This is a genomic window from Streptomyces sp. NPDC029152, from assembly GCF_055564355.1.
In genome coordinates this window covers 66,178-92,351 of the sequence record NZ_JBVHWR010000005.1, presented here as the reverse complement: position 1 = coordinate 92,351, position 26,174 = coordinate 66,178, and the positions used below count along the sequence as shown (strand labels likewise).

The following is a 26,174-nucleotide window of genomic DNA, read 5'->3' as shown; positions in this document are numbered from 1 at the left end:
ACCGTCCACATCCCGGGACTGCGGTAAACGGGTTCGCCTACCCACCCCCCTCCTCCCCTACGCTTGACCCGTGACCCCCGTAGAGCTCTCCCGCACCGTGCTGCACGCGGTGCGTCGCGCCGTCGACGCGGGTGAGCTCCGGGTGGCCGTTCCCGCGCGGGCCGCGGTCGCTCCGCCGGGGCCCGGGGGGTGCGGCGACTACGCCACCAACATCGCCCTCCAGCTCGCCCGGCCGGCCGGGCAGCCCCCTCGCCGGGTCGCCGAGGTGCTGCGGCCGTATCTCGTCGACGTCGACGGCATCGAGGACGTCGTCCTCACCGGGCCCGGGTTCCTCAACATCAGTCTCCACGGCGCCGCCCCCGCCGCCCTCGTCGAGGAGATCCTGCGGCGCGGCACCCGCTACGGGTACGCCGGCGGACCCGGCGGGTCCGCCGGCCGGGCCGTGCAGCTGCACTGCCCCCACGACCTCCGTGCCGTCGTCGTCGCCGAGGCCGCCGCCCGCATCCTCCGCTCCCAGGGCGCCCTCGTGCGGACGAGCTGCGCGGCCGCCCTCGACCCCGGGTGGACCGCCGCCCTCGGTGTCCGCGTCGACGCCGCCGGGCCCGCGCCCGCGGAGCTCGCCGTGAACGTCCGGCCCGTCCCCGCCCCCGACGATCCCGGCCCCCTGCGCCTCGGTCGCGACGCCGGCCGCTGGGCCCTGCTCCACCCCGCCCCCCACGACCGGCCCCGGACCGGCGGCGAGCACCTCGTCCAGCGCGAGGGGAACCCGCTCTTCCGCGTCCGGTACGCCCACGCCCGCACCCGCGCGCTCACCCGGAACGCCGCCGACCTGGGGTTCACCGCCGAGCCCGCCCCCCTCGTGGCCGAGTCCGCCCCCCAGGGCCTCCTCACCGCCCTCGCCGACCACCCCCGTGTCCTCGCCGCCGCGGCCGAGCACCGTGCCCCCGACCGGCTCGCCCGGCACCTCGTCGCCGTCGCCGACGCCGCGCTGCCCCTCCTGCCGGCCGTGCTCCCGCGCGGGGCGGAGAAACCCTCGGCCGCCCACCGCGCCCGGCTCGCGCTCGCCGAAGCCGCCGGGGCGGTGCTGGCCGGCGGCCTGTCCCTGCTCGGTATCGACGCACCCGACCATCTCTGAGAGAGCCCTGAAGACGCCATGAGCCGTTCCGCACACCCTGCCGGGCCCCGTCACGCCGACGTCCTCCCCGAGGGGCACTACACCGCGCCCCCCGCCGACCTCAACGCCCTCGACCCCAAGGTCTGGGCCCAGACCGTCACCCGCGACGCCGACGGTGCCGTCACCGTCGGCGGGATCCCCGTGACGCGGCTCGCCGAGGAGTACGGCACCCCCGCCTACGTCCTCGACGAGGCCGACTTCCGGTCCCGGGCACGGGCCTGGCGCACCGCCTTCGGCGCCGACGCCGACGTCTTCTACGCGGGCAAGGCCTTCCTGTCCCGGGCCGTGGTGCGGTGGCTGGACGAGGAGGGGCTGAACCTCGACGTGTGTTCCGGAGGCGAACTCGCCACCGCGCTCTCCGCCGGGATGCCGGCCGAGCGCATCGCCTTCCACGGCAACAACAAGAGCGTGCCGGAGATCCGGCGGGCCGTCGAGGCCGGGGTGGGGCGGATCGTGCTCGACTCCTTCCAGGAGATCGTCCGCGTCGCCCACATCGCGCAGGAGCTCGGCAGGCGCCAGCGCGTGCAGATCCGTATCACCGTCGGCGTCGAGGCCCACACGCACGAGTTCATCGCCACCGCCCACGAGGACCAGAAGTTCGGCATCCCGCTGGCCGGGGGGCAGGCCGCCGAGGCCGTGCGGCGGGCGCTGCAGCTCGACGGGCTGGAGGTCATCGGGATCCACTCCCACATCGGGTCGCAGATCTTCGACATGTCGGGCTTCGAGGTCGCCGCGCACCGCGTCGTCGGGCTGCTCAGGGACATCCGCGACGAGCACGGGGTCGAGCTGCCCGAGATCGACCTCGGCGGCGGGCTCGGGATCGCGTACACCAGCGACGACGACCCCCGCGAGCCGCACGAGATCGCCAAGGCGCTCACCGAGATCGTCACCAGGGAGTGCGAGGCCGCCCGGCTCACCACCCCGCGCATCTCCGTCGAGCCCGGGCGGGCCATCGTCGGGCCCACCGCCTTCACGCTCTACGAGGTCGGCACCGTCAAGCCGCTGGAGGGGCTGCGCACGTACGTCTCCGTCGACGGCGGCATGTCGGACAACATCCGCACCGCGCTGTACGACGCCGAGTACAGCGTCGCCCTCGTCTCCCGCACCTCCGACGCGGAGCCCATGCTCGTCCGGGTCGTCGGCAAGCACTGCGAGAGCGGTGACATCGTGGTCAAGGACGCCTTCCTGCCGGGCGACCTGGCACCCGGTGACCTCATCGCCGTGCCCGCCACCGGGGCGTACTGCCGGTCCATGGCCAGCAACTACAACCACGTGCTGCGGCCGCCCGTCGTCGCCGTGCGCGACGGTGAGGCACGCGTCATCGTCCGGCGGGAGACCGAGGAGGACCTGCTCCGGCTCGACGTCGGATGAGCGGCACGGCGGGCCCGGCGGAAAAGATCTTCCGCCGGGCCGTCCTGCGAAAATGAAATAAATGTCTCACGATCCGGACGAAACGCAGAAAGTCCCGTCCGGTGCGTGAGACTGGTCCCACCGTAGAAGGTATGAAGGAAACGAGGTCGGATGATGCGTACGCGTCCGCTGAAGGTGGCGCTGCTGGGCTGTGGAGTGGTCGGCTCAGAGGTGGCGCGCATCATGACGACGCACGCCGACGACCTCGCCGCCCGCATCGGGGCCCCGGTGGAGCTCGCCGGGGTCGCCGTACGCCGGCCCGACAGGGTGCGTGAGGGCATCGACCCCGCCCTGGTCACCACCGACGCCACCGCCCTCGTCAAGCGCGGGGACATCGACGTGGTCGTCGAGGTCATCGGCGGCATCGAGCCCGCCCGGACCCTCATCACCACCGCCTTCGAGCACGGCGCCTCCGTCGTCTCCGCCAACAAGGCCCTCCTCGCCCAGGACGGCGCCGCCCTGCACGCCGCGGCGGACGCGAACGGCAAGGACCTCTACTACGAGGCCGCCGTCGCCGGCGCCATCCCGCTGATCCGCCCGCTGCGCGAGTCCCTCGCCGGCGACAAGGTCAACCGGGTGCTCGGCATCGTCAACGGGACGACCAACTTCATCCTCGACGCCATGGACACCACCGGCGCCGGGTACCAGGAGGCCCTCGACGAGGCCACCGCCCTCGGGTACGCCGAGGCCGACCCGACCGCCGACGTCGAGGGTTTCGACGCCGCCGCCAAGGCCGCCATCCTCGCCGGGATCGCCTTCCACACGCGCGTGCGCCTCGACGACGTCCACCGCGAGGGCATGACCGAGGTCACCGCCGCCGACTTCGCCTCCGCCAAGGAGATGGGCTGCACCATCAAGCTGCTCGCCATCTGCGAGCGGGCCGCGGACGGGGCGTCGGTCACCGCGCGCGTGCACCCCGCGATGATCCCGCTCAGCCATCCGCTGGCGAGCGTGCGCGGGGCCTACAACGCCGTCTTCGTGGAGTCCGAGGCCGCCGGACAGCTCATGTTCTACGGGCCCGGCGCCGGCGGTGCGCCGACCGCGTCCGCCGTGCTCGGCGACCTCGTCGCCGTCTGCCGCAACCGGATCGGCGGCGCCACCGGACCCGGCGAGTCCGCCTATGCCGCACTGCCCGTCTCGCCGATGGGCGACGTCGTCACGCGCTACCACATCAGCCTCGACGTCGCCGACAAACCGGGCGTCCTCGCCCAGGTGGCGACCGTGTTCGCCGAGCACGGTGTCTCCATCGACACCGTGAGGCAGTCGGGCAAGGACGGCGAGGCCTCCCTCGTCGTCGTCACCCACCGAGCGTCCGACGCCGCCCTCGGCGGCACCGTCGAGGCGCTGCGCAAGCTCGACACCGTGCGGGGTGTCGCCAGCATCATGCGGGTTGAAGGAGAGTAACCAGCAATGACCCACCAGTGGCGCGGAATCATCGAGGAGTACCGGGACAGGCTGCCGGTCTCCGACAGCACGCCGGTCGTGACGCTCCGTGAGGGCGGCACGCCGCTCGTGCCCGCGCAGGTGCTCTCCGAGCGCACGGGCTGCGAGGTCCACCTCAAGGTGGAGGGTGCGAACCCGACCGGGTCCTTCAAGGACCGCGGCATGACCATGGCCATCAGCAAGGCCAAGGAGGAGGGCGCGCAGGCCGTCATCTGCGCCTCCACCGGCAACACCTCCGCCTCCGCCGCCGCGTACGGCGTGCGGGCCGGGATGGTCTCCGCCGTCCTCGTGCCGCAGGGCAAGATCGCGCTCGGCAAGATGGGCCAGGCCCTCGTGCACGGCGCGAAGATCCTCCAGGTCGACGGCAACTTCGACGACTGCCTCACGCTCGCTCGCGCGCTGAGCGACAACTACCCGGTGGCGCTGGTCAATTCGGTCAACCCGGTGCGTATCGAGGGGCAGAAGACGGCCGCCTTCGAGATCGTGGACATGCTCGGCGACGCGCCCGACATCCACGTCCTGCCGGTGGGCAACGCGGGCAACATCACCGCGTACTGGAAGGGCTACAAGGAGTACGCCGCCGACAAGGTCAGCACCAGGACGCCCCGCATGTGGGGCTTCCAGGCATCCGGCAGCGCCCCGATCGTGCGCGGCGAGGTCGTCAAGGACCCGTCGACCATCGCCACCGCCATCCGCATCGGCAACCCCGCCTCGTGGGACTTCGCGCTCGCCGCGCGGGACGAGTCCGGCGGTGCCATCGACGAGGTGACGGACCGTGAGATCCTGCGCGCCTACCGGCTGTTGGCCTCCCAGGAGGGCGTCTTCGTCGAGCCCGCGTCCGCCGCGTCGGTGGCCGGTCTGCTGAAGGCCGCCGAGCAGGGCAGGGTCGACCCGGGGCAGCGCATCGTGTGCACCGTCACCGGAAACGGGCTGAAGGACCCGGACTGGGCCGTCGCCGGCGCCCCCCAGCCCGTCACCGTCCCGGTCGACGCGGCCACCGCGGCCGAGCGTCTCGGCCTCGTCTGAGAACGCGCCCGGCCCCTCACCGGCCGGGTCCCCGGGGGCGGGGCGGTCCCGGCCGCCCCGCCGACGGAGGAACGCGCCTTTCCCACCGGCGCGAACGGGCGTAAGCGACGCCCAGCCGGGAAAGCCCTTCACGGGGGGTGCACAGGGGGCTTACGACACGCATCGTGCGCCTCCTGTGCGCCCTATGTCGCCACAGAACCTTCCTTCGATAGGCTGTACCGAACCCGCCCGCCGCATATGCCGCGGTGCCGCGCTGTCTCCGCGGTCGGCAAGCGGCAGCGGTCCGGTCGCCCGTTCGGCAGGAAGCGGCGGCCCGAGGGTCCTGTTCGTCACCGAATGCCGATCGAACGACATTCGACAACCACGCAGCTCAAGGAGAGTCATCGAGCGATGGCCGGTCCCGCCTTCCGCGCCGCCGCCGTCCGGGTGCGCGTCCCCGCCACCAGCGCCAACCTCGGCCCGGGCTTCGACGCCCTCGGCCTCGCGCTGGGCTTGTACGACGACGTGGTCGTCCGGGTGGCCGACTCCGGGCTGCACATCGACATCGCGGGTGAGGGCAGCGAGACGCTGCCGCGCGACGAGAAGCACCTCCTCGTACGCTCCCTGCGCACCGCCTTCGACCTCCTCGGCGGGCAGCCGCGCGGCCTGGAGATCGTCTGCGCCAACCGCATCCCGCACGGCCGCGGTCTCGGCTCCTCCTCCGCCGCCATCTGCGCCGGCATCGTCGCCGCCCGCGCGGTGACCATAGGCGGCGAGGCCCGCCTCGACGACGCCGCGCTGCTCGACCTGGCCACCGAGATCGAGGGCCACCCCGACAACGTGGCGGCCTGTCTGCTGGGCGGCTTCACCCTGTCGTGGATGGAGGCCGGCGCCGCCCGGGCGATCAGGATGGAGCCCGCCGATTCCATCGTTCCGGTGGTTTTCGTACCCGGGAAGCCGGTCCTGACGGAGACCGCGCGCGGTCTGCTCCCGCGCACCGTGCCGCACGTCGACGCCGCCGCCAACGCGGGCCGGGCCGCCCTGCTCGTCGAGGCCCTGACCAGGCGCCCCGAGCTGCTGCTGCCGGCCACCGAGGACCGCCTCCACCAGGAGTACCGCGCGCCGGCCATGCCGGAGAGCGCCGCACTGGTGGAGCGGCTGCGCGGCGACGGCATCCCGGCGGTCATCTCCGGTGCCGGCCCCACGGTGATGGCGCTGGCCGACGCCGGCACGGCCGACAAGGTCGAGGCGCTGGCGGGCGAGGACTGGGCGGCCAACCGGCTGAGCCTGGACCAGCAGGGCGCCGTCGTCCTGCCACTGGCGACCTCCGGCGACATCTAGACGCGTGCGGTTGCCGATTCGAGAGGGGGAATGTTTGTTGGATCCGGTAGTGTTAATCTCAAGTCTGCACCCGACCCCACCATGGCGAGGTGCCTCGTGTCCCCGTCCGGGACAGACATTCTTCCGGGAGCCCCCCAAGCCGCATTGTGTGCTCGACGTCGTACGTCATCGGTACGGCCGACACGGACACTGAGCGGCCCGCCGGGCACGCTCCGGAACCGGTGCGACCACACCGCGTGACACAGACACTGGGTGCCACGGTCAGGGGGAGCGCCATCACCAGATATTTCTTCCGCCGTTTCGGCGGACCACCGCCCCGGCACGGTTCACACAGCAAGGACCGAAGCCGGACAGCACAACCGGTCGCCGAGCCAGACAGGCCGACGTCCGCTCCAGGGAAGGACCCTTCGTGAGCGACACCACCGATCTGATGGGCGCACGTGTCGAGGAGACCGCTGCCGCGCCCGCCACGGACGCCTCCGCGCCTGCCACCGGTGCCGGCTCCCGGCGGCGCCGTGGTACCGGCCTCGAGGGCATGGTGCTGGCCGAGCTGCAGCAGGTCGCCTCGGGCCTCGGCATCAGGGGCACCGCGCGGATGCGCAAGAGCCAGCTGATCGAGGTCATCAAGGAGGCGCAGGCCGCGGGGGGCGCCCCCGCCAAGGCCGCGCCCGCCGCGGACGCCGCCGGCGAGACCAAGCCGAAGCGCCGCGCCACCTCCCGGGCCCGTACGGGCGACGAGAGCGCCGCCGCCGAGAAGCCTGAGAAGGCCGAGAAGGCGGGCAAGGCCGAGAAGAGGACGGACAAGACGGCCGCCGACAAGGCCGTGGCCCAGCAGCAGATCGAGATTCCCGGTCAGCCCTCCCCGAAGGCGTCGGCCACCGCCGACCAGTCGGGCGCCCCCTCCGACGACGCCCCCTCCGAGCGCCGCCGCCGCCGGGCCACCGCCGACGCCGGAAGCCCGGCCGCCGCCGACACGGCCGCCGCCGAGGTCAGGAGCGAGCAGAGGAACGACTCCTCCGCGCAGCAGCAGTCCCAGGGCCAGCAGCAGGGCGACGGGCGGGGCGACGCCGGTGACGGCGAGGGCCGCCGCCGCGACCGCCGCGACCGCGGGCGCGACCGCGACCGCCGCAACAAGGGCGACGACCAGCAGCAGAACCAGGGCGGCGGTCAGCGCCAGCAGCAGGGCGGCGGACGCCAGGACCGCCAGCAGCAGGACGACGGCTACGACGATGACGGCAGCGGCCGCCGGGGCCGTCGCGGCCGCTACCGCGACCGCCGGGGCCGCCGCGGGCGCGACGAGATCCAGGAGCCGCAGATCAACGAGGACGACGTCCTCATCCCGGTCGCCGGCATCCTCGACATCCTCGACAACTACGCGTTCATCCGGACCTCCGGCTACCTGCCCGGTCCCAACGACGTGTACGTCTCCCTCGCCCAGGTCCGCAAGAACGGCCTGCGCAAGGGCGACCACATCACCGGTGCGGTGCGGCAGCCGAAGGAGGGCGAGCGGCGCGAGAAGTTCAACGCGCTGGTCCGCCTGGACTCCGTCAACGGCATGGCGCCCGAACACGGCCGCGGGCGGCCGGAGTTCAACAAGCTGACGCCGCTGTACCCGCAGGACCGCCTCCGCCTGGAGACGGACCCCGGCGTCCTCACCACCCGCATCATCGACCTCGTCTCGCCCATCGGCAAGGGCCAGCGCGGTCTGATCGTGGCCCCGCCGAAGACCGGCAAGACCATGATCATGCAGGCGGTCGCCAACGCGATCACCCACAACAACCCCGAGTGCCACCTGATGGTCGTCCTCGTCGACGAGCGTCCGGAAGAGGTCACCGACATGCAGCGGTCGGTGAAGGGCGAGGTCATCTCCTCGACCTTCGACCGCCCGGCCGAGGACCACACCACGGTCGCCGAGCTCGCCATCGAGCGCGCCAAGCGCCTGGTGGAGCTGGGTCACGACGTCGTCGTGCTGCTCGACTCGATCACGCGTCTGGGCCGTGCGTACAACCTCGCCGCCCCCGCCTCCGGCCGCATCCTGTCCGGTGGTGTCGACTCGACCGCCCTGTACCCGCCGAAGCGCTTCTTCGGCGCGGCCCGCAACATCGAGGACGGCGGCTCGCTGACCATCCTCGCCACCGCCCTGGTGGACACCGGGTCCCGCATGGACGAGGTGATCTTCGAGGAGTTCAAGGGCACCGGCAACATGGAGCTCAAGCTCGACCGGAAGCTCGCCGACAAGCGCATCTTCCCGGCGGTGGACGTGGACGCGTCCGGCACCCGCAAGGAGGAGATCCTGCTCGGCAGCGACGAGCTGGCCATCGTCTGGAAGCTGCGCCGGGTGCTGCACGCGCTCGACTCGCAGCAGGCGATCGAACTGCTCCTCGACAAGATGAAGCAGACCAAGTCGAACGCCGAGTTCCTGCTGCAGATCCAGAAGACGACCCCGGCGCCGGGCAACGGCGACTGACGTCCTCGCACCGCCACAGGGCCGCCCCCGTCACACCCGTGACGGGGGCGGCCCTGTGCGTTGCCCCGCGCAGGCCCACGGCCCCGGCCCCGCAGGTGCCCGTCCGGCGTCCGGACGGGCACGGAGCACGGGAGCACGCACCTGCACGCCGGGTGCCGGCGGGGCCGGCACCGCGATCTTCGCCACAGCCGTGAGCACCGTCGGCGGTTTCGGCCGGCACGGCACCGCCGGCCGAAACCGCAGGTGGCCGCGGGCACCGCGGCCGGCGCGGACACGCTCCGTGCCCGGCGCGCCACACGTCGGGCACAGGGCGCTGTGCGACCCTGTCCCGAGTTCCGCCGTCCGCCGCACGGAGGGACGATGGTGGGGCACCGGCGGCGAACCGCCGGAGCCGCACCGACCCGACCCTGAGCACAGGGGGCAATCCGACCGGACGAGAACCGAGGAGCACATGTCCGCCGAGAGCATGCCGGATCCCGCCATACCCGGCCCCGGGGAGCCCCGCGTCGACGGACCCCGCCACCGGGGCAAGGGGCGCCGCCGCAAGCCCCGTGACAGACGGCGCAGGGCGCTGCTCGCCATGGCCTGGACCGCCGCGGGCATCGTGGTCCTGGGCGGCACCGGCGCCGGGGTCCTGTACTTCAAGCTCAACGGCAACCTCACGAGCGTCGACATCGACCAGGCCCTCGGTGCCGACCGGCCCGAGAAGGCCGACGACGGCTCCGAGAACATCCTCGTGCTCGGCTCGGACACCCGCTCCGGCGGCAACGAGCAGCTCGGCGGCGGCTCCGACGACGGCACCGCCCGCTCCGACACGGCGATGATCGTGCACGTCCACAAGGGCCACAAGAAGGCCAGCGTGGTCTCCGTCCCCCGCGACACCCTCGTCGACCGGCCCGAGTGCACCAGCACCGACGGCGACGAGCACCCCGCCGCGACCGACGTGATGTTCAACTCCGCCTACTCCACCGGCGGCGCCGCCTGCGCCGTGAAGACCGTGGAGTCGCTCAGCGGGCTGCGCATGGACCACTACCTCGAGGTCGACTTCAGCGGCTTCCAGCAGCTCATCGACGACCTCGGCGGCGTCGAGGTCACCACGACCACGGCCATCGAGGACCCCGACAGCCACCTCGACCTGAAGGCCGGCCCCCACCGGCTCGACGGCGAGCAGTCCCTCGGCCTGGTCCGCACCCGGCACGGTGTCGGCGACGGCTCCGACCTGGGCCGCATCCAGCTCCAGCAGGCCTTCGTCAAGGCCCTGGTCCACCAGGTCGAGGACATCGGCCTGCTCGGCAACCCCAAGAAGCTGTACGACATCGCCGACACCGCCACCAAGACCGTCACCACCGACTCCGACCTGGGCTCGGTGAACTCCCTGATGTCCTTCGCGAGCGGCCTGAAGGGCATCGGCCCCGACGGCATGCACATGGTCACCATGCCGGTGGTCTACGACCCCGCCGACGGCAACCGCGTCCTCGTCGAGGAGGCCAAGGCCCGGCAGGTGTGGGACGCGCTGAGGAGCGACCGGCCGATCCCGGCGAGCGCGACCGAGGACACCGCCACCGGCGAGGCCGGGGACGTCGTGTCGGCGTCCTGAGCCGCCCGGCGCCCCGACGGCGCCCGACGGCACCCGGGAATAGATCCCCCCGCCCCCCGGTTTTGGGAGATGCGGCCGGTCCTGGCAGACTGGTACGTCGGCCCCGGTTCACGCTCCCGCATCCCGCGGCGGCGACCCGGAGCCCTCCCGAACCTAGGAGACACCTTGAAGCGCGACATCCACCCCGAGTACGTCGAGACGCAGGTCAGCTGCACCTGTGGCGCGTCGTTCACCACCCGCAGCACCATCGAGTCCGGCACCATCCGGGCCGAGGTCTGCTCCGAGTGCCACCCGTTCTACACGGGCAAGCAGAAGATCCTCGACACCGGTGGCCGCGTGGCCCGCTTCGAGGCCCGCTTCGGCAAGGCTGCCGCCGGCTCCAAGAAGTAGCGAGCCCCAATCGCCGGTCCACGGCCGCGACCCCAGCCGGGGGAGCGCCGGGACCGGCGTTTTTGGTCGCCCGTCTTCCCTTTCACCGCAGTAGCAGGAGCCCAAGATGTTCGAGGCCGTCGAGGAACTCGTCGCCGAGCACGCCGACCTGGAGAAGAAGCTCGCCGACCCGTCGGTCCACTCCGACCAGGCCAACGCGCGCAAGCTGAACAAGCGTTACGCCGAGCTCACCCCGATCGTCGCCACGTACCGCTCCTGGAGGCAGACCGGCGACGACATCGAGACCGCGCGCGAACTGGCCGCCGACGACCCGGACTTCGCCGCCGAGGTCAAGGAACTGGACAAGCAGCGCGAGGAGCTCACCGAGAAGCTGCGCCTGCTGCTCGTCCCGCGCGACCCCAGCGACGACAAGGACGTCATCCTGGAGATCAAGGCCGGTGCGGGCGGCGACGAGTCGGCGCTGTTCGCCGGCGACCTGCTGCGCATGTACCTGCGCTACGCCGAGCGGGTCGGCTGGAAGACCGAGATCATCGACGCCACCGAGTCCGAGCTGGGCGGCTACAAGGACGTCCAGGTCGCCGTGAAGACCAAGGGCGGCCAGGGCGCCACCGAGCCCGGCCAGGGCGTCTGGGCGCGCCTGAAGTACGAGGGCGGCGTGCACCGCGTGCAGCGGGTGCCGGCCACCGAGTCCCAGGGCCGCATCCACACCTCCGCGGCCGGCGTGCTGGTCACGCCCGAGGCCGAGGAGATCGACGTCGAGATCAACCCCAACGACCTGCGCATCGACGTCTACCGGTCCTCCGGCCCCGGCGGCCAGTCCGTCAACACCACCGACTCCGCCGTGCGCATCACGCACATCCCGACCGGAGTCGTCGCCTCCTGCCAGAACGAGAAGAGCCAGCTGCAGAACAAGGAGCAGGCGATGCGTATCCTGCGCTCCAGGCTGCTCGCGGCGGCGCAGGAGGAGGCGGAGAGGGAGGCCGCGGACGCCCGGCGCAGCCAGGTCCGCACCGTCGACCGCTCCGAGAAGATCCGCACGTACAACTTCCCGGAGAACCGCATCTCGGACCACCGCGTCGGCTTCAAGGCGTACAACCTGGACCAGGTCCTGGACGGCGACCTCGACCCGGTGATCCAGGCCTGCGTCGACGCGGACTCGGCGGCCAAGCTGGCCGCCGCGTAAGCACCGCCGCCCCACCCGCACCGGACCACAGCTCAGCCCCGGAGGACCAGCGTGAACCTGCTGCTCATGGAGGTGGCCCAGGCCACCCAGCGGCTGGCCGACGCCGGCGTGCCCTCGCCGCGCACCGACGCGGAGGAGCTCGCCGCGTATCTGCACGGCGTCAAGCGGGGCGAGCTGCACACCGTGCCGGACGCCGACTTCGACGCCCGGTACTGGGAGGTCGTCGCCCGCCGCGAGGCGCGCGAGCCGCTCCAGCACATCACCGGCCGCGCCTACTTCCGCTACCTGGAGCTCCAGGTCGGCCCCGGCGTCTTCGTGCCCCGCCCCGAGACCGAGTCCGTCGTCGGCTGGGCCATAGACGCCGTGCGCGCCATGGACGTCGTCGAGCCGTGCATCGTCGACCTGTGCACCGGCTCGGGCGCCATCGCGCTCGCGCTCGCCCAGGAGGTGCCGCGCTCGCGCGTGCACGCCGTGGAGCTGTCCGAGGACGCCCTGGTGTGGACCCGCAAGAACATGGAGGGGTCCAGGGTCGACCTGCGCCAGGGCGACGCCCTGACCGCCTTCCCGGACCTCGACGGTCAGGTCGACCTGGTCGTCTCCAACCCGCCGTACATCCCGCTCACCGAGTGGGAGTACGTCGCCCCCGAGGCCCGCGACCACGATCCCCAGATGGCCCTGTTCTCCGGCGAGGACGGCCTGGACCTGATCCGCGGCCTGGAGCGCACCGCGCACCGCCTGCTGCGCCCCGGCGGGGTCGTCGTCATCGAGCACGCCGACACCCAGGGCGGCCAGGTGCCGTGGATCTTCACCGAGGAGCGGGGCTGGGCCGACGCGGCCGACCACCCCGACCTCAACAACCGCCCCCGCTTCGCGACCGCCCGCAGGGCGATGCCGTGAACAGCCCGACGACCCCGACCCCGCAGTACGTGTACGAGGAGGCCCGCTAAATGGCTCGGCGATACGACACCAACGACGCGACCGACCGTGTGACCGGTCTGCGTGAGGCCGCGTCCGCCGTCCGCCGTGGCGAGCTCGTGGTGCTGCCCACGGACACGGTGTACGGCATCGGCGCCGACGCGTTCTCGGCGGAGGCCGTCGGCGACCTGCTGGAGGCCAAGGGCCGGGGCCGCAACATGCCCAGTCCCGTCCTGATCGGGTCCCCGAACACCCTGCACGGCCTGGTCACCGACTTCTCCGAGAAGGCCTGGGAGCTGGTCGACGCCTTCTGGCCGGGCGCGCTGACCCTCGTCGCCAAGCACCAGCCGTCGCTCCAGTGGGACCTCGGCGAGACCCGCGGCACGGTCGCCGTGCGGATGCCGCTGCACCCCGTCGCCATCGAGCTGCTCACCGAGTTCGGCCCCATGGCCGTCTCCTCCGCCAACCTGACCGGCCACCCGGCGCCGGAGGACTGCGACGCCGCGCAGGAGATGCTCGGGGACTCCGTCTCCGTGTACCTCGACGGCGGTCCGACCCCCGGCAACGTCCCCTCGTCCATCGTCGACGTCACCCGCGAGGTGCCCGTGCTGCTGCGCGCGGGCGCGCTGTCGGCGGAGGAGCTGCGCAAGGTGGTACCCGACCTCGAGGTGGCGAATTGACGGCCCCTGAGACGGGGCGTGGCATAGGCGTCGGGGAACGCGCCGCGGAGGTGACGACGACGTTCGGCTTCCCCCGCGACAGCTTCCGCATCCTCCACGTCAGCACGGGCAACGTCTGCCGCTCGCCCATCACCGAGCGGCTGACCCGGCATTTCGTGACGGAGCGGCTGGGCGTCCTGGGCGGCGGCCTCATCGTGGAGAGCGCGGGCACCTGGGGCCACGAGGGCGCGCCCATGGAGGCGAACGCGGAGACGGTCCTGGCGGAGTTCGGGGCGGACGCGGCCGGCTTCACCGGGCGCGAGCTGCTCGACGAGCACGTGATCCGCGCCGACCTGGTGCTGACCGCGACGCGGGACCACCGGGCGCAGGTCATCTCCATGGGGCACTCGGCGGGGCTGCGCACCTTCACGCTCAAGGAGTTCACCCGTCTGGTGAACGCCATCGACCCCGCGACCCTGCCGTCCCTGGACGAGGGCGTGGTCGCGCGCGCGCGTGCGCTGGTGCGCGCGGCGGCCGCTCTGCGCGGGTGGCTCCTGGCGCCGACGGCGGAGGCGGACGAGGTGTACGACCCGTACGGGGCGCCGCTGCCGTTCTTCCGGTCGATCGGGGACGAGATACACCAGGCGCTGGACCCGGTGGTCACGGCGCTGACCGGGGTCGCCGCGCGGACGTGAGCGACGGCTCACGCGGCGGGGGCGGCCACCCACGGCCGGGCGCCGTATCGCGGAAACTCGGGCGCTTCGGACTTTCCGGGCCTACATTGGTCGTACGTCACCGTCGACGCACGCCCGGAGCGCACCATGTCGGTCACCCACGCCCTCGAGGCCGATGACAGCACGCTCGGCGTCCTGCTGCGGCAGGACCCCGAACTGGCCGAGATCCTGCTCGCCGAACGCCGTCGGCAGTCGACGACGCTCCAGCTGATCGCCGCCGAGAACTTCATGTCCCCCGCCGTGCTGGCCGCCCTCGGCTCCCCGCTCGCCAACAAGTACGCCGAGGGCTACCCGGGCGCCCGGCACCACGGTGGCTGCGAGATCGTCGACGTGGCCGAGCGGCTCGCCGTCGAGCGGGCCCGGGAGCTGTTCGGCGCCGAGCACGCCAACGTGCAGCCCCACTCCGGCTCCTCCGCCGTGCTCGCCGCCTACGCCGCGCTGCTGCGCCCCGGCGACACGGTCCTCGCGCTCGGCCTGCCGCACGGCGGCCACCTCACCCACGGCTCGCCCGCCAACTTCTCCGGCCGCTGGTTCGACTTCGTCGGCTACGGCGTCGACGCGGAGACCGGGCTCGTCGACCACGACCAGGTGCGCACCCTGGCCCGCACGCACCGGCCCAAGGCGATCGTCTGCGGGTCCATCGCCTACCCCCGCCACCTGGACCACGCCTTCTTCCGCGACGTCGCCGACGAGGTCGGCGCCTACCTGATCGCGGACGCCGCGCACCCGATCGGCCTGGTGGCCGGGGGAGCGGCGCCCAGTCCGGTGCCGTACGCCGACATCGTCTGCGCCACCACGCACAAGGTGCTGCGCGGACCGCGCGGCGGCATGATCCTGTGCGGGAGCGAACTGGCCGAGCGGGTCGACCGGGCCGTCTTCCCGTTCACGCAGGGCGGCGCCCAGATGCACACCATCGCCGCGAAGGCCGTCGCGTTCGGCGAGGCGCGGACGCCGGCCTTCGCCGCGTACGCCCGTCGGGTGGTCGCCAACGCCCGCGTCCTCGCCGCCCGCCTGGCCGCCGAGGGCCTCGTCGTCACCACCGGCGGCACCGACACCCACCTGATCACCGCCGACCCCGCCCCGCTCGGCGTCGACGGCAGGACGGCGCGGGGACGGCTGGCGGCGGCCGGGATCGTGCTGGACTGCTGCGCGCTGCCGCACGCGGACGCCCGGGGTCTGCGCCTGGGCACCGCGGCGCTGACGACGCAGGGCATGGGGGAGCGGGAGATGGGGACGGTGGCCACGCTGCTCGCGGGGGTGCTGCGGGGTGCCACGGACCCCACCGCGGCACGGGACGTCGTACGGGACCTGGCCGCGCGGTTCCCGCCGTATCCGGAGTGAGGCGGGGTAGGCGCACACCTGTGCACAGCCGTCCGTGCAACCATCGTCGCTACCCGGAAGTCCTCACACGTATGCGTGCGTCGCTAGGGTGTGGGGCTGGGAATGGCCAGCGAGACCTGTGGGGAAGCCCGTGCGTGAATACCTGCTGACGCTCTGCGTCACGGCCGCGGTGACGTATCTGCTGACGGGGCCGGTACGGAAGTTCGCGATCGTGGCGGGGGCGATGCCGGAGATCCGGGCGCGTGACGTGCACCGGGAACCCACTCCGCGGCTCGGCGGGATCGCCATGTTCTTCGGACTGTGCGCCGGCCTGCTGGTCGCGGACCACCTCACCAACCTCGGTGAGGTCTTCGAGAAGTCCAACGAACCGCGGGCCCTGCTCTCCGGCGCCGCCCTGATCTGGCTGATCGGCGTCCTGGACGACAAGTTCGAGATCGACGCCCTGATCAAGCTGGGCGGCCAGATGATCGCCGCCGGCGTGATGGTGGTGCAGGGTCTGACCATCCTGTGGATCCCGGTGCCGGGCGTGGGCAACGTGGCGCTGACCCAGGGGCAGGGCACCCTGCTCACCGTCGCGCTGGTGGTCATCACCATCAACGCCGTGAACTTCGTGGACGGCCTGGACGGCCTGGCGGCGGGCATGGTGTGCATCGCCGCGTGCGCGTTCTTCCTGTACGCCTACCGCATCTGGTTCGGCTACAACATCGAGGCGGCGGCCCCCGCCACGCTCTTCGCGGTGATCCTCATGGGCATGTGCCTGGGCTTCCTGCCGCACAACATGCACCCCGCCCGCATCTTCATGGGCGACTCCGGCTCGATGCTGATCGGCCTGGTGCTGGCCGCCGGCGCCATCTCGGTGACCGGCCAGGTCGACCCGGACGCCATGCGGCTCTTCTCCGGCTCCGAGCGCAACACCGTGCACCAGATGATGCCGGTCTACATCCCGCTGCTGATGCCGCTGACCATCATCGCCATCCCGGCCGCCGACCTGATCCTGGCGATCGTCCGGCGCACCTGGCGCGGCCAGTCGCCGTTCGCCGCGGACCGCGGGCACCTGCACCACCGCCTGCTGGAGATCGGGCACTCCCACAGCCGCGCGGTGCTGATCATGTACTTCTGGTCGGCGCTGATCGCCTTCGGCGCGCTCGCCTACTCCGTCAACGCGGCGTCGATGTGGATCGTGCTGGGCGTCGTCTTCCTCAGTGCGGTCGGCCTGGTGCTGCTCCTGCTGCCGCGCTTCACCCCCCGCGCCCCGCGCTGGGCCGAGCGCTTCGTGCCGCCGCGCTACCGGCGCCGCAGGGTGGCCGCGGGTGCGCCGGCCGCCGCGGAGGAGGCGGGGGACGGGGAGGGCCGTGTCCCGGTCTCCGTCGGCGTCTCGGGTGCCAACGGCGCCACCGCCGTCGGTCCCCGCTCGGGCGCAAGGTAAGAATCTGACTAGAGCATTGCCAACTCGTGGGGGAGTAAAGCTCCCCAATATCAGACAAAGCGGTGCGGTAATTGCACACACGCGCACCGTCACTCTCATGTGTGACAGCCAGCACACCCCCAGGTAAAGACCTCATCAAATAGTTTGTGATACGGTTCACGAGAACCCCCGGGTAGAGCCTAAGGACCGTAGTGCGACGGTCTCTTGGCCGTCAGGACTCCGTTCGGCCCGGGGCTACGCTCGTCCATGACGACACACTGCCCCCTGTGAAAAGCGGAGTTGCCGCCATGCCGTCCAATGACGCCCGGATCTTGCTTCAGGCTGCCGTGCCCACGGCTGCCGTCGGCGCTGTAGCCGCCGCCGTCAGCGCTGTGGTCGCCGGCGGCAAGGGAGCGGTCGGAGCCGTCGTCGCGACCGTGGTGGCGATGCTCTTCATGGGCATCGGTCTCTACGTCCTGCAGCGCACCGCCAAATCGCTTCCGCACCTTTTCCAGGCGATGGGCCTGATGCTCTACGCGGCACAGATCCTGCTGCTGTTCGTCTTCCTCGCCGTCTTCAAGAACACGACGCTGTTCAACCCCCGGTCCTTCGCGATCACTCTGGTCGCCGTCACGCTGGCATGGATCGCGGCGCAGACGCGGGCCCACATGAAGTCCAAGATTCTGTACGTCGAGCCCGAGTCGACGGGCAGAAAGCCCGAAAAGACGGGTCACTCGTCGTGAGGGGTAGGGCCGGGATAAAGAGGCATGTGAAGTCCTGCTATCGTCCGGTGCCAACTGCGGCATCGCGGGCGCGGGCATCCCAGCTGACGCCTGTTCCATCGCGAGGCGAGATGCCCCACAGCCGCCCCCACATCCGTAACACCAGTCCCGTGCCGAACAGCGGCCCCGCGCCGCGCCGACACAACGAGGTTGCCGTATCCATGCGCCACGCTGAAGGAGCCCGCGGTGAGTGCTGACCCGACGCAGGTGCTCGCCTTCGAGACCGACTGCCACATCTTCGACGGCTGTGGCTTCCCGGCTCCCGGCCTGCACTCGTTCCTGTTCGAGCCCCTCTGGGGCGACGCGGACAGCAACCTGTACTTCAACAAGCCGATGCTGCTGGCCCTGCTCGGCTCGATCGTCATCGTCGGCTTCTTCTGGGCCGCCTTCCGTAAGCCGAAGGTCGTTCCGGGCAAGCTGCAGATGGTCGCCGAGACCGGATACGACTTCATCCGGCGAGGTGTCGTCTACGAGACCATCGGCAAGAAGGAAGGAGAGAAGTACGTCCCTCTGGTCGTCTCGCTCTTCTTCTTCATCTGGATGATGAACCTCTGGTCGATTATTCCGGTCGCCCAGTTCCCGGTGACGTCGATCATCGCCTACCCGGCGGTCATGGCGGCCATCGTCTACATCCTGTGGGTCTCGCTGACGTTCAAGCGGCACGGCTTCGTCGGCTTCTTCAAGAACGTCACGGGCTACGACAAGTCCCTCGGCCCGGTGCTGCCGCTGGCCATGCTCATCGAGTTCTTCTCGAACCTGCTGGTGCGGCCCTTCACGCACGCCGTGCGTCTCTTCGCGAACATGTTCGCGGGCCACACCCTGCTGCTGCTCTTCACGATCGCCAGCTGGTACCTGCTGAACGGCGTCGGCATCGCCTACGCGGGCGTCAGCTTCATCATGACGATCGTCATGACGGCCTTCGAACTTTTCATCCAGGCACTTCAGGCGTACGTCTTCGTGCTCCTCACGTGCACGTACATCCAGGGCGCGCTCGCCGAACACCACTGAGTGCCCCCGCATCACACCCCCTGATCGTCCGGTGGCCAACCCCCACCGGTCCGTAAAGAAAAGGAAGAACTGGCATGTCCCAGACCCTTGCCGCTGTTTCCGGCTCGCTCGGCTCCATCGGTTACGGCCTCGCTGCCATCGGCCCCGGCGTCGGCGTCGGCATCATCTTCGGTAACGGCACCCAGGCCCTGGCTCGTCAGCCCGAGGCGGCCGGCCTGATCCGCGCCAACCAGATTCTGGGCTTCGCCTTCTGTGAGGCGCTCGCCCTGATCGGTCTGGTCATGCCGTTCGTCTACGGCAAGTAATCGCGGATCGACTTCCCGCCGACTAGACGAAAGGCAAACCCATGAGCCCGATGCTCCAGATCGCGGCCGAGGAGATGGAGAATCCCCTCGTCCCGCCGATCCCCGAGCTCGTCATCGGCCTGATCGCCTTCGTCATCGTCTTCGGCTTCCTCGCCTGGAAGCTCCTCCCGAACATCAACAAGGTTCTGGAAGAGCGTCGCGAGGCCATCGAGGGCGGTATCGAGAAGGCCGAGGCCGCGCAGACCGAGGCCCAGAGCGTCCTTGAGCAGTACAAGGCCCAGCTCGCCGAGGCCCGGCACGAGGCCGCGCGCCTGCGCCAGGAGGCGCAGGAGCAGGGCGCCACGCTCATCGCCGAGATGCGCGCGGAAGGCCAGCGGCAGCGTGAGGAGATCATCGCCGCCGGTCACGCCCAGATCCAGGCCGACCGCAAGGCCGCCGCGTCCGCGCTGCGCCAGGACGTCGGCAAGCTGGCCACCGAGCTGGCCGGCAAGCTCGTCGGCGAGTCCCTCGAGGACCACGCCCGGCAGAGCCGTGTGATCGACCGCTTCCTCGACGAGCTGGACGACAAGGCGACGAAGGCCGAGGCCACGCGATGAACGGAGCGAGCCGCGAGGCCCTCGCCGCCGCACGTGAGCGTCTCGACGCGCTGACGGACTCCACGTCCGTGGACGCCGGCTCGCTCGCCGACGAGCTGGCCTCCGTCACCGCGCTGCTCCACCGCGAGGTGTCGCTGCGTCGGGTCCTGACCGACCCGGCGCAGGCCGGCGAGGCCAAGGCCGAACTGGCCCAGCGCCTCCTGGGCACCCAGATCAGCGGCCCCGCCGTCGACCTGGTGGCCGGCATGGTGCGCTCCCGCTGGTCGCAGTCCCGCGACCTGGTGGACGCGCTGGAGGAGCTGGCGAACACCGCCGACCTCACCGCCGCGCAGAAGCGCGGCCGGCTCGACAACGTCGAGGACGAGCTGTTCCGGTTCGGCCGGATCGTCGCCTCGAACACCGAGCTGCGCGCCGCGCTGACCAACCGGTCGGCCACCACCTCGGCCAAGGGCGAGCTGCTGCGCAGCCTGCTCGGCGGCCGGGCGGAGCGGGCCACCGAGCGTCTGGTGACGCGCCTTGTCACCGCGCCGCGGGGACGTAGCCTGGAGTCGGGACTCGAGTCCCTGTCCAAGCTCGCCGCCGACCGGCGGGACCGGATGGTCGCCGTCGTCACCTCGGCGGTGCCGCTGAGCGACACGCAGAAGCAGCGCCTCGGCGCCGCCCTCGCGAAGATCTACGGCCGTCCGATGCACCTCAACCTCGACGTGGACCCCGAGGTCCTCGGCGGGATCCGGGTGCAGGTCGGTGACGAGGTCATCAACGGCTCCATCGCGGACCGTCTGGAGGAAGCCGGCCGCCGCCTGGCGAGCTGACGTCTCCGCGCGACAACAGCACAACAAGCAGTACGTACTTACGACGGCCCTGGTTGGGCCGTGCAGAGGATTCACCTCTTACTGGGGGGAGTCCCGACTCGTGGAATACCCCCCAAGTGAAACTTCGGGCCCAACAAGGAGAGCAGGGAACTCAGATGGCGGAGCTCACGATCCGGCCGGAGGAGATCCGGGACGCACTGGAGAACTTCGTCCAGTCGTACAAGCCGGACGCGGCCTCGCGCGAGGAGGTCGGTACGGTCACCCTTGCCGGCGACGGCATCGCGAAGGTCGAGGGTCTTCCCTCGGCCATGGCCAACGAACTGCTGAAGTTCGAGGACGGCACCCTCGGCCTCGCCCTCAACCTCGAGGAGCGCGAGATCGGTGCCATCGTCCTCGGTGAGTTCAGCGGCATCGAGGAGGGTCAGCCGGTCTCGCGTACCGGTGAGGTCCTCTCCGTGGCCGTCGGCGAGGGCTACCTCGGCCGCGTCGTCGACCCGCTCGGCAACCCGATCGACGGCCTCGGCGAGATCGAGACCACCGGTCGCCGCGCCCTCGAGCTGCAGGCCCCCACGGTCATGCAGCGCAAGTCGGTGCACGAGCCGATGGAGACGGGCTACAAGGCCGTCGACGCCATGACCCCGATCGGCCGCGGTCAGCGTCAGCTGATCATCGGCGACCGCCAGACCGGCAAGACCGCCCTGGCCGTCGACACGATCATCAACCAGCGCGACAACTGGCGCACCGGCGACCCGAACAAGCAGGTCCGCTGCATCTACGTCGCCATCGGCCAGAAGGGCTCCACCATCGCGTCGGTCCGCCGCGCGCTGGAGGAGAACGGCGCGCTGGAGTACACGACCATCGTGGCCGCCCCGGCGTCCGACCCGGCCGGCTTCAAGTACCTGGCGCCGTACACCGGCTCGGCCATCGGCCAGCAGTGGATGTACGAGGGCAAGCACGTCCTGATCATCTTCGACGACCTGTCGAAGCAGGCCGACGCCTACCGCGCCGTGTCGCTGCTGCTGCGCCGCCCGCCGGGCCGCGAGGCCTACCCGGGTGACGTCTTCTACCTGCACTCCCGTCTGCTGGAGCGCTGCGCGAAGCTCTCCGACGACATGGGCGCCGGTTCGATGACGGGTCTGCCGATCGTCGAGACCAAGGCCAACGACGTCTCGGCGTTCATCCCGACCAACGTCATCTCCATCACCGACGGCCAGTGCTTCCTGGAGTCCGACCTGTTCAACGCCGGCCAGCGTCCGGCCCTGAACGTCGGTATCTCGGTCTCCCGCGTCGGTGGCTCCGCCCAGCACAAGGCCATGAAGCAGGTCTCCGGCCGTCTGCGCGTGGACCTCGCCCAGTTCCGTGAGCTGGAGGCGTTCGCCGCCTTCGGTTCCGACCTGGACGCCGCCTCGAAGGCGCAGCTGGAGCGCGGTCAGCGCATGGTCGAGCTGCTGAAGCAGGACCAGTACCAGCCGATGTCCACCGAGGACCAGGTCGTCTCCGTCTGGGCCGGCACCACCGGCAAGATGGACGAGGTGCCCGTCGCCGACATCCGCCGCTTCGAGAAGGAGCTGCTGGAGTACCTGCACCGCCAGGAGCAGGGCCTCATGACCTCCATCCGCGAGGGCGGCAAGATGTCCGACGACACCCTGCAGGCCGTCGCCGAGGCGATCGCGGCGTTCAAGAAGCAGTTCGAGACCTCGGACGGCAAGCTGCTCGGCGAGGACGCCCCGTCCGCCGCCAAGTGACGTAAGGAAGGGACCTGACTCATGGGAGCCCAGCTCCGGGTCTACAAGCGTCGCATCCGATCCGTCACCGCGACCAAGAAGATCACCAAGGCGATGGAGATGATCGCCGCCTCGCGCGTCGTCAAGGCGCAGCGCAAGGTGGCGGCCTCCACGCCGTACGCGCAGGAACTGACCCGCGCGGTCACGGCGGTCGGCACCGGTTCGAACACGAAGCACCCGCTGACCACCGAGGCGGACAACCCGACCCGTGCCGCGGTCCTGCTCCTCACGAGCGACCGCGGCCTGGCCGGCGCCTTCAACTCCAACGCCATCAAGGCGGCGGAGCAGCTGACCGAGCGCCTCGAGCGCGAGGGCAAGCAGGTCGAGACGTACATCGTCGGCCGGCGCGGTCTGGCCCACTACAACTTCCGTGAGCGCAAGGTCGCGGAGTCGTTCACGGGCTTCACCGACGAGCCGACGTACGCGGACGCCAAGAAGGTCGCGGCGCCGCTGATCGAGGCCATCGAGAAGGAGACGGCCGAGGGCGGCGTGGACGAGCTCCACATCGTCTACACCGAGTTCGTCTCGATGATGACGCAGACGGCGGTCGGCTCCCGGCTGCTGCCGCTGCGCCTCGAAGAGGTCGCGCAGGAGTCGGCGGCGAAGGACGAGATCCTCCCGCTGTACGACTTCGAGCCGTCGGCGGAGGACGTCCTCGACGCCCTGCTGCCGCGCTACGTCGAGAGCCGCATCTACAACGCGCTGCTCCAGTCGGCCGCTTCCAAGCACGCCGCCACGCGGCGCGCGATGAAGTCGGCCACCGACAACGCGGGCGAGCTGATCAACACGCTCTCCCGTCTTGCCAACGCGGCCCGCCAGGCCGAAATCACCCAGGAAATCAGCGAGATCGTCGGTGGCGCGAGCGCACTGGCCGACGCGACCGCGGGGAGTGACAACTAATGACCACCACTGTTGAGCCGACCGCTGCGTCGGGCGTGGCCACCGGCCGCGTCGCGCGGGTCATCGGCCCGGTCGTCGACGTGGAGTTCCCCGTCGACGCGATGCCGGACATCTACAACGCCCTCCACGTCGAGGTCGCCGACCCGGCGCAGGCGGGCGAGCTCAAGACGCTGACCCTGGAGGTCGCCCAGCACCTGGGTGACGGCCTGGTCCGCACCATCTCCATGCAGCCCACCGACGGCCTGGTCCGCCAGGCCCCGGTGACCGACACGGGCACGGCCATCTCCGTCCCCGTCGGCGACTTCACCAAGGGCAAGGTGTTCAACACCCTCGGTGAGGTGCTGAACGTCGACGAGCAGTACACCGGTGAGCGCTGGCCGATCCACCGCAAGGCGCCCAACTTCGACGAGCTCGAGTCGAAGACCGAGATGTTCGAGACCGGCGTCAAGGTCATCGACCTGCTGACCCCGTACGTCAAGGGCGGCAAGATCGGTCTGTTCGGCGGCGCCGGCGTCGGCAAGACGGTGCTCATCCAGGAGATGATCTACCGCGTCGCCAACAACCACGACGGTGTCTCCGTGTTCGCCGGTGTCGGTGAGCGCACCCGTGAGGGCAACGACCTCATCGACGAGATGAGCGAGTCGGGCGTCATCGACAAGACCGCGCTGGTCTTCGGCCAGATGGACGAGCCCCCGGGCACCCGTCTGCGCGTGGCCCTCGCCGGCCTGACCATGGCGGAGTACTTCCGCGATGTGCAGAAGCAGGACGTGCTGTTCTTCATCGACAACATCTTCCGCTTCACCCAGGCCGGCTCCGAGGTGTCGACCCTGCTCGGCCGCATGCCCTCCGCGGTGGGCTACCAGCCGAACCTGGCCGACGAGATGGGTCTCCTCCAGGAGCGCATCACCTCGACCCGTGGTCACTCGATCACCTCGATGCAGGCGATCTACGTCCCCGCGGACGACCTGACCGACCCGGCCCCGGCCACCACCTTCGCCCACCTCGACGCGACGACGGTTCTGTCCCGTCCGATCTCCGAGAAGGGCATCTACCCGGCCGTGGACCCGCTGGACTCGACGTCCCGCATCCTCGACCCGCGGTACATCGCGGCGGACCACTACCAGGCCGCGATGCGCGTGAAGAACATCCTGCAGAAGTACAAGGACCTGCAGGACATCATCGCGATCCTCGGTATCGACGAGCTCGGCGAGGAGGACAAGCTCGTCGTCCACCGTGCCCGTCGCGTGGAGCGCTTCCTGTCCCAGAACACCCACGTCGCCAAGCAGTTCACCGGCGTGGACGGTTCGGACGTGCCGCTGGACGAGTCGATCGCCGCGTTCAACGCGATCTGCGACGGCGAGTACGACCACTTCCCGGAGCAGGCGTTCTTCATGTGCGGTGGCATCGAGGACCTGAAGAAGAACGCCAAGGAGCTCGGCGTCTCCTGAGCCCCGCGCTCATCGTGAGCCCCACGGCTCACACCGGAGGGGGCGGGCACGTCCCGCCCCCTCCGGCACGCCCCTTAGACTTGTAACCAACACCCGGCTCCCCCGCCGGGTGGTGACCCGAGGAGCCACCTTGGCTGCTGAGCTGCACGTCGCGCTGGTCGCGGCCGACCGAGAGGTCTGGTCCGGCGAGGCCACCCTGGTCGTCGCGCGCACCACGTCCGGCGACATCGGCGTCATGCCCGGTCACCAGCCGCTGCTCGGTGTGCTGGAGTCGGGCCCGGTGACCATCCGTACGAGTGACGGTGGGACGGTCGTCGCCGCGGTGCACGGCGGATTCATCTCGTTCGCAGACAACAAGCTGTCGCTGCTGGCCGAGATCGCCGAGCTGTCGGACGAGATCGACGTCCAGCGCGCGGAGCGCGAGCTGGAGCGCGCGAAGGCGGAGGGCGACGCCCACGCCGAGCGCCGCGCCGACGTCCGGCTGCGCGCGGCGGCGGGGCGCTGACCCACGGCGCTGTGCTATGACGTCACTCAGCCGCGGCTGGGACCGGAGCGATCCGGACCCGGCCGCGGCTGAGGCAGATCAGGGTGATTTTTCCGTTCCGTTACCTAGGAGACGAGGAGGTCGGTGCCGATGGTCCTCGCTCTGACCGTGTGCGGAATTGTCGTCGCCCTGGTGGTGGTCGGACTGTTCGTCTTCGGTCTGCGCCGCAGACTGATCCAGCGTTCCGGCGGCACCTTCGACTGTTCCCTGCGCTGGGACGCGCCCGAGGAGGGCGGCGACAGCGGCGGCAAGGGCTGGGCCTACGGCGTGGCCCGCTACAACGGCGACCGGGTCGAGTGGTACCGCGTCTTCTCGTACTCCCCGCGCCCGCGCCGGATCCTGGAGCGCGCGTCGATCGAGGTGGCCGGCCGCCGTCTCCCGGACGGGGAGGAGGAGCTGGCGCTGCTCTCCGACTCCGTCGTCCTGACCTGTCTGCACCGGGGCACCCGGCTCGAACTGGCGATGAGCGAAGACGCGCTGACCGGATTTCTCGCGTGGCTGGAAGCAGCCCCGCCCGGTCAGCGCGTCAACGTCGCTTAGGTGATCTCCTGGTCTGCTTCAGACCGCTGTCGATGGCGCTCACGAGCTCGCCGTTCGAGGTGTCTCCGCTGAACTCCCAGAAGAAGGCACCGCCGAGACCCTGCTGGTTGGCCCAGCCCATCTTGGACTTGATGGTCGCCGGGGTGTCGTAGGACCACCAGTTGGTGCCGCAGTGGGCGTACGCGGTGCCGGCGATGGTGCCGGTGGCCGGGCAGCTGGCCTTGAGGACCTTGTAGTCCTCGATGCCCGCCTCGTAGGTGCCCTGCGCCGGGCCGGTCGCGGTGCCGCCCGGGGCGGCCTGCGTGACGAGCGAAGACGCGCTGACCGGATTTCTCGCGTGGCTGGAAGCAGCCCCGCCCGGTCAGCGCGTCAACGTCGCTTAGGTGATCTT

Annotated in this window: 24 protein-coding genes and 2 pseudogenes; 25 read left to right on the top strand and 1 reads right to left on the bottom strand. The window is 70.9% G+C overall.

Annotation, left to right across the window (positions count from 1 at the left end):
• Positions 1-70: 70 nt before the first annotated feature.
• The 24 genes from nrtL to ACZ4V6_RS12515 all read left to right on the top strand — a co-directional run bounded on the left by nrtL (position 71) and on the right by ACZ4V6_RS12515 (position 25,783).
• Positions 71-1,135 carry an ArgS-related anticodon-binding protein NrtL gene (nrtL, locus tag ACZ4V6_RS12630; RefSeq protein WP_467825837.1) on the top strand — a complete coding sequence of 355 codons (1,065 nt, stop codon included), beginning with the start codon at positions 71-73 and terminating at the stop codon, positions 1,133-1,135.
• Between the two features lie 18 nt (positions 1,136-1,153).
• Entirely contained in the window at positions 1,154-2,545 is a 1,392-nt protein-coding gene (lysA, locus tag ACZ4V6_RS12625) for a diaminopimelate decarboxylase (protein ID WP_467825834.1), read from the top strand.
• A gap of 150 nt (positions 2,546-2,695) precedes the next feature.
• The gene (locus ACZ4V6_RS12620; protein WP_077796619.1) at positions 2,696-3,988 is read left to right on the top strand and encodes a homoserine dehydrogenase; all 1,293 of its coding nucleotides are present in this window, start codon (positions 2,696-2,698) and stop codon (positions 3,986-3,988) included.
• A 6-nt stretch (positions 3,989-3,994) separates the two neighbouring features.
• Positions 3,995-5,053: a threonine synthase gene (gene thrC / locus ACZ4V6_RS12615; RefSeq protein WP_467825832.1), complete on the top strand. Its 1,059-nt coding sequence runs from the start codon at positions 3,995-3,997 to the stop codon at positions 5,051-5,053.
• Between the two features lie 390 nt (positions 5,054-5,443).
• Positions 5,444-6,373, top strand: a complete 930-nt coding sequence (gene thrB / locus ACZ4V6_RS12610) for a homoserine kinase (RefSeq protein ID WP_467825830.1) — start codon at positions 5,444-5,446, stop codon at positions 6,371-6,373.
• A gap of 409 nt (positions 6,374-6,782) precedes the next feature.
• Complete coding sequence (gene rho / locus ACZ4V6_RS12605; RefSeq protein WP_467825828.1) at positions 6,783-8,840, top strand: transcription termination factor Rho; 2,058 nt, start codon at positions 6,783-6,785, stop codon at positions 8,838-8,840.
• A gap of 451 nt (positions 8,841-9,291) precedes the next feature.
• The gene (locus tag ACZ4V6_RS12600; RefSeq protein ID WP_467825825.1) at positions 9,292-10,437 is read left to right on the top strand and encodes an LCP family protein; all 1,146 of its coding nucleotides are present in this window, start codon (positions 9,292-9,294) and stop codon (positions 10,435-10,437) included.
• Positions 10,438-10,602: 165 nt separating this feature from the next.
• The gene (gene rpmE / locus ACZ4V6_RS12595) at positions 10,603-10,827 is read left to right on the top strand and encodes a 50S ribosomal protein L31 (RefSeq protein WP_019326867.1); all 225 of its coding nucleotides are present in this window, start codon (positions 10,603-10,605) and stop codon (positions 10,825-10,827) included.
• Between the two features lie 106 nt (positions 10,828-10,933).
• The gene (gene prfA / locus ACZ4V6_RS12590; RefSeq protein WP_467825822.1) at positions 10,934-12,010 is read left to right on the top strand and encodes a peptide chain release factor 1; all 1,077 of its coding nucleotides are present in this window, start codon (positions 10,934-10,936) and stop codon (positions 12,008-12,010) included.
• A 51-nt stretch (positions 12,011-12,061) separates the two neighbouring features.
• Positions 12,062-12,907, top strand: coding sequence for a peptide chain release factor N(5)-glutamine methyltransferase (gene prmC, locus ACZ4V6_RS12585; RefSeq protein ID WP_467825820.1), 846 nt, complete (start codon positions 12,062-12,064; stop codon positions 12,905-12,907).
• 50 nt (positions 12,908-12,957) lie between these two features.
• On the top strand, positions 12,958-13,605 hold the full coding sequence (locus ACZ4V6_RS12580) for an L-threonylcarbamoyladenylate synthase (protein ID WP_467825817.1): 648 nt from the start codon (positions 12,958-12,960) through the stop codon (positions 13,603-13,605).
• Positions 13,602-14,279, top strand: a complete 678-nt coding sequence (locus ACZ4V6_RS12575) for an arsenate reductase/protein-tyrosine-phosphatase family protein (RefSeq protein ID WP_467825815.1) — start codon at positions 13,602-13,604, stop codon at positions 14,277-14,279. Before ACZ4V6_RS12580 ends, ACZ4V6_RS12575 begins: the two co-directional genes overlap by 4 nt.
• Before the next feature lie 126 nt (positions 14,280-14,405).
• Entirely contained in the window at positions 14,406-15,659 is a 1,254-nt protein-coding gene (locus tag ACZ4V6_RS12570) for a serine hydroxymethyltransferase (RefSeq protein WP_467825813.1), read from the top strand.
• 130 nt (positions 15,660-15,789) lie between these two features.
• Entirely contained in the window at positions 15,790-17,085 is a 1,296-nt protein-coding gene (locus ACZ4V6_RS12565; RefSeq protein ID WP_467825810.1) for an MraY family glycosyltransferase, read from the top strand.
• Between the two features lie 287 nt (positions 17,086-17,372).
• Positions 17,373-17,807, top strand: coding sequence for a hypothetical protein (locus ACZ4V6_RS12560; protein WP_467825808.1), 435 nt, complete (start codon positions 17,373-17,375; stop codon positions 17,805-17,807).
• A 225-nt stretch (positions 17,808-18,032) separates the two neighbouring features.
• Positions 18,033-18,854: a F0F1 ATP synthase subunit A gene (gene atpB / locus ACZ4V6_RS12555; RefSeq protein WP_467825806.1), complete on the top strand. Its 822-nt coding sequence runs from the start codon at positions 18,033-18,035 to the stop codon at positions 18,852-18,854.
• A gap of 74 nt (positions 18,855-18,928) precedes the next feature.
• Positions 18,929-19,159: an ATP synthase F0 subunit C gene (gene atpE, locus ACZ4V6_RS12550; protein WP_024884520.1), complete on the top strand. Its 231-nt coding sequence runs from the start codon at positions 18,929-18,931 to the stop codon at positions 19,157-19,159.
• Positions 19,160-19,200: 41 nt separating this feature from the next.
• Positions 19,201-19,755 carry a F0F1 ATP synthase subunit B gene (locus ACZ4V6_RS12545; protein WP_467825803.1) on the top strand — a complete coding sequence of 185 codons (555 nt, stop codon included), beginning with the start codon at positions 19,201-19,203 and terminating at the stop codon, positions 19,753-19,755.
• A complete protein-coding gene (locus ACZ4V6_RS12540) occupies positions 19,752-20,567 on the top strand; it encodes a F0F1 ATP synthase subunit delta (RefSeq protein WP_467825800.1) in 816 nt (271 codons plus the stop codon). The genes ACZ4V6_RS12545 and ACZ4V6_RS12540 overlap by 4 nt, the downstream gene beginning before the upstream one ends.
• 155 nt (positions 20,568-20,722) lie before the next feature.
• Entirely contained in the window at positions 20,723-22,312 is a 1,590-nt protein-coding gene (gene atpA, locus ACZ4V6_RS12535; protein WP_467825798.1) for a F0F1 ATP synthase subunit alpha, read from the top strand.
• 21 nt (positions 22,313-22,333) lie between these two features.
• Positions 22,334-23,251 (top strand): F0F1 ATP synthase subunit gamma, encoded by a 918-nt coding sequence (locus ACZ4V6_RS12530; RefSeq protein WP_467825795.1) that lies wholly within the window; start codon positions 22,334-22,336, stop codon positions 23,249-23,251.
• Entirely contained in the window at positions 23,251-24,699 is a 1,449-nt protein-coding gene (atpD, locus tag ACZ4V6_RS12525; RefSeq protein WP_077796636.1) for a F0F1 ATP synthase subunit beta, read from the top strand. The genes ACZ4V6_RS12530 and atpD overlap by 1 nt, the downstream gene beginning before the upstream one ends.
• A 130-nt stretch (positions 24,700-24,829) precedes the next feature.
• A complete protein-coding gene (locus ACZ4V6_RS12520) occupies positions 24,830-25,204 on the top strand; it encodes a F0F1 ATP synthase subunit epsilon (RefSeq protein ID WP_019326852.1) in 375 nt (124 codons plus the stop codon).
• Positions 25,205-25,333: 129 nt separating this feature from the next.
• Entirely contained in the window at positions 25,334-25,783 is a 450-nt protein-coding gene (locus ACZ4V6_RS12515) for a DUF2550 domain-containing protein (protein ID WP_467825792.1), read from the top strand.
• On the opposite strand, the pseudogene ACZ4V6_RS12510 reads toward ACZ4V6_RS12515, so the two are convergent.
• Positions 25,770-26,090, bottom strand: a pseudogene (locus ACZ4V6_RS12510) (glycosyl hydrolase family 18 protein); the annotation flags it as partial. The gene ACZ4V6_RS12515 and the pseudogene ACZ4V6_RS12510 sit on opposite strands and share 14 nt — an antisense overlap.
• Before the next feature lies 1 nt (position 26,091).
• Between ACZ4V6_RS12510 and ACZ4V6_RS12505 the strand changes: the two are divergent.
• Positions 26,092-26,166, top strand: a pseudogene (locus ACZ4V6_RS12505) (DUF2550 domain-containing protein); the annotation flags it as partial.
• Between the last annotated feature and the right edge of the window lie 8 nt (positions 26,167-26,174).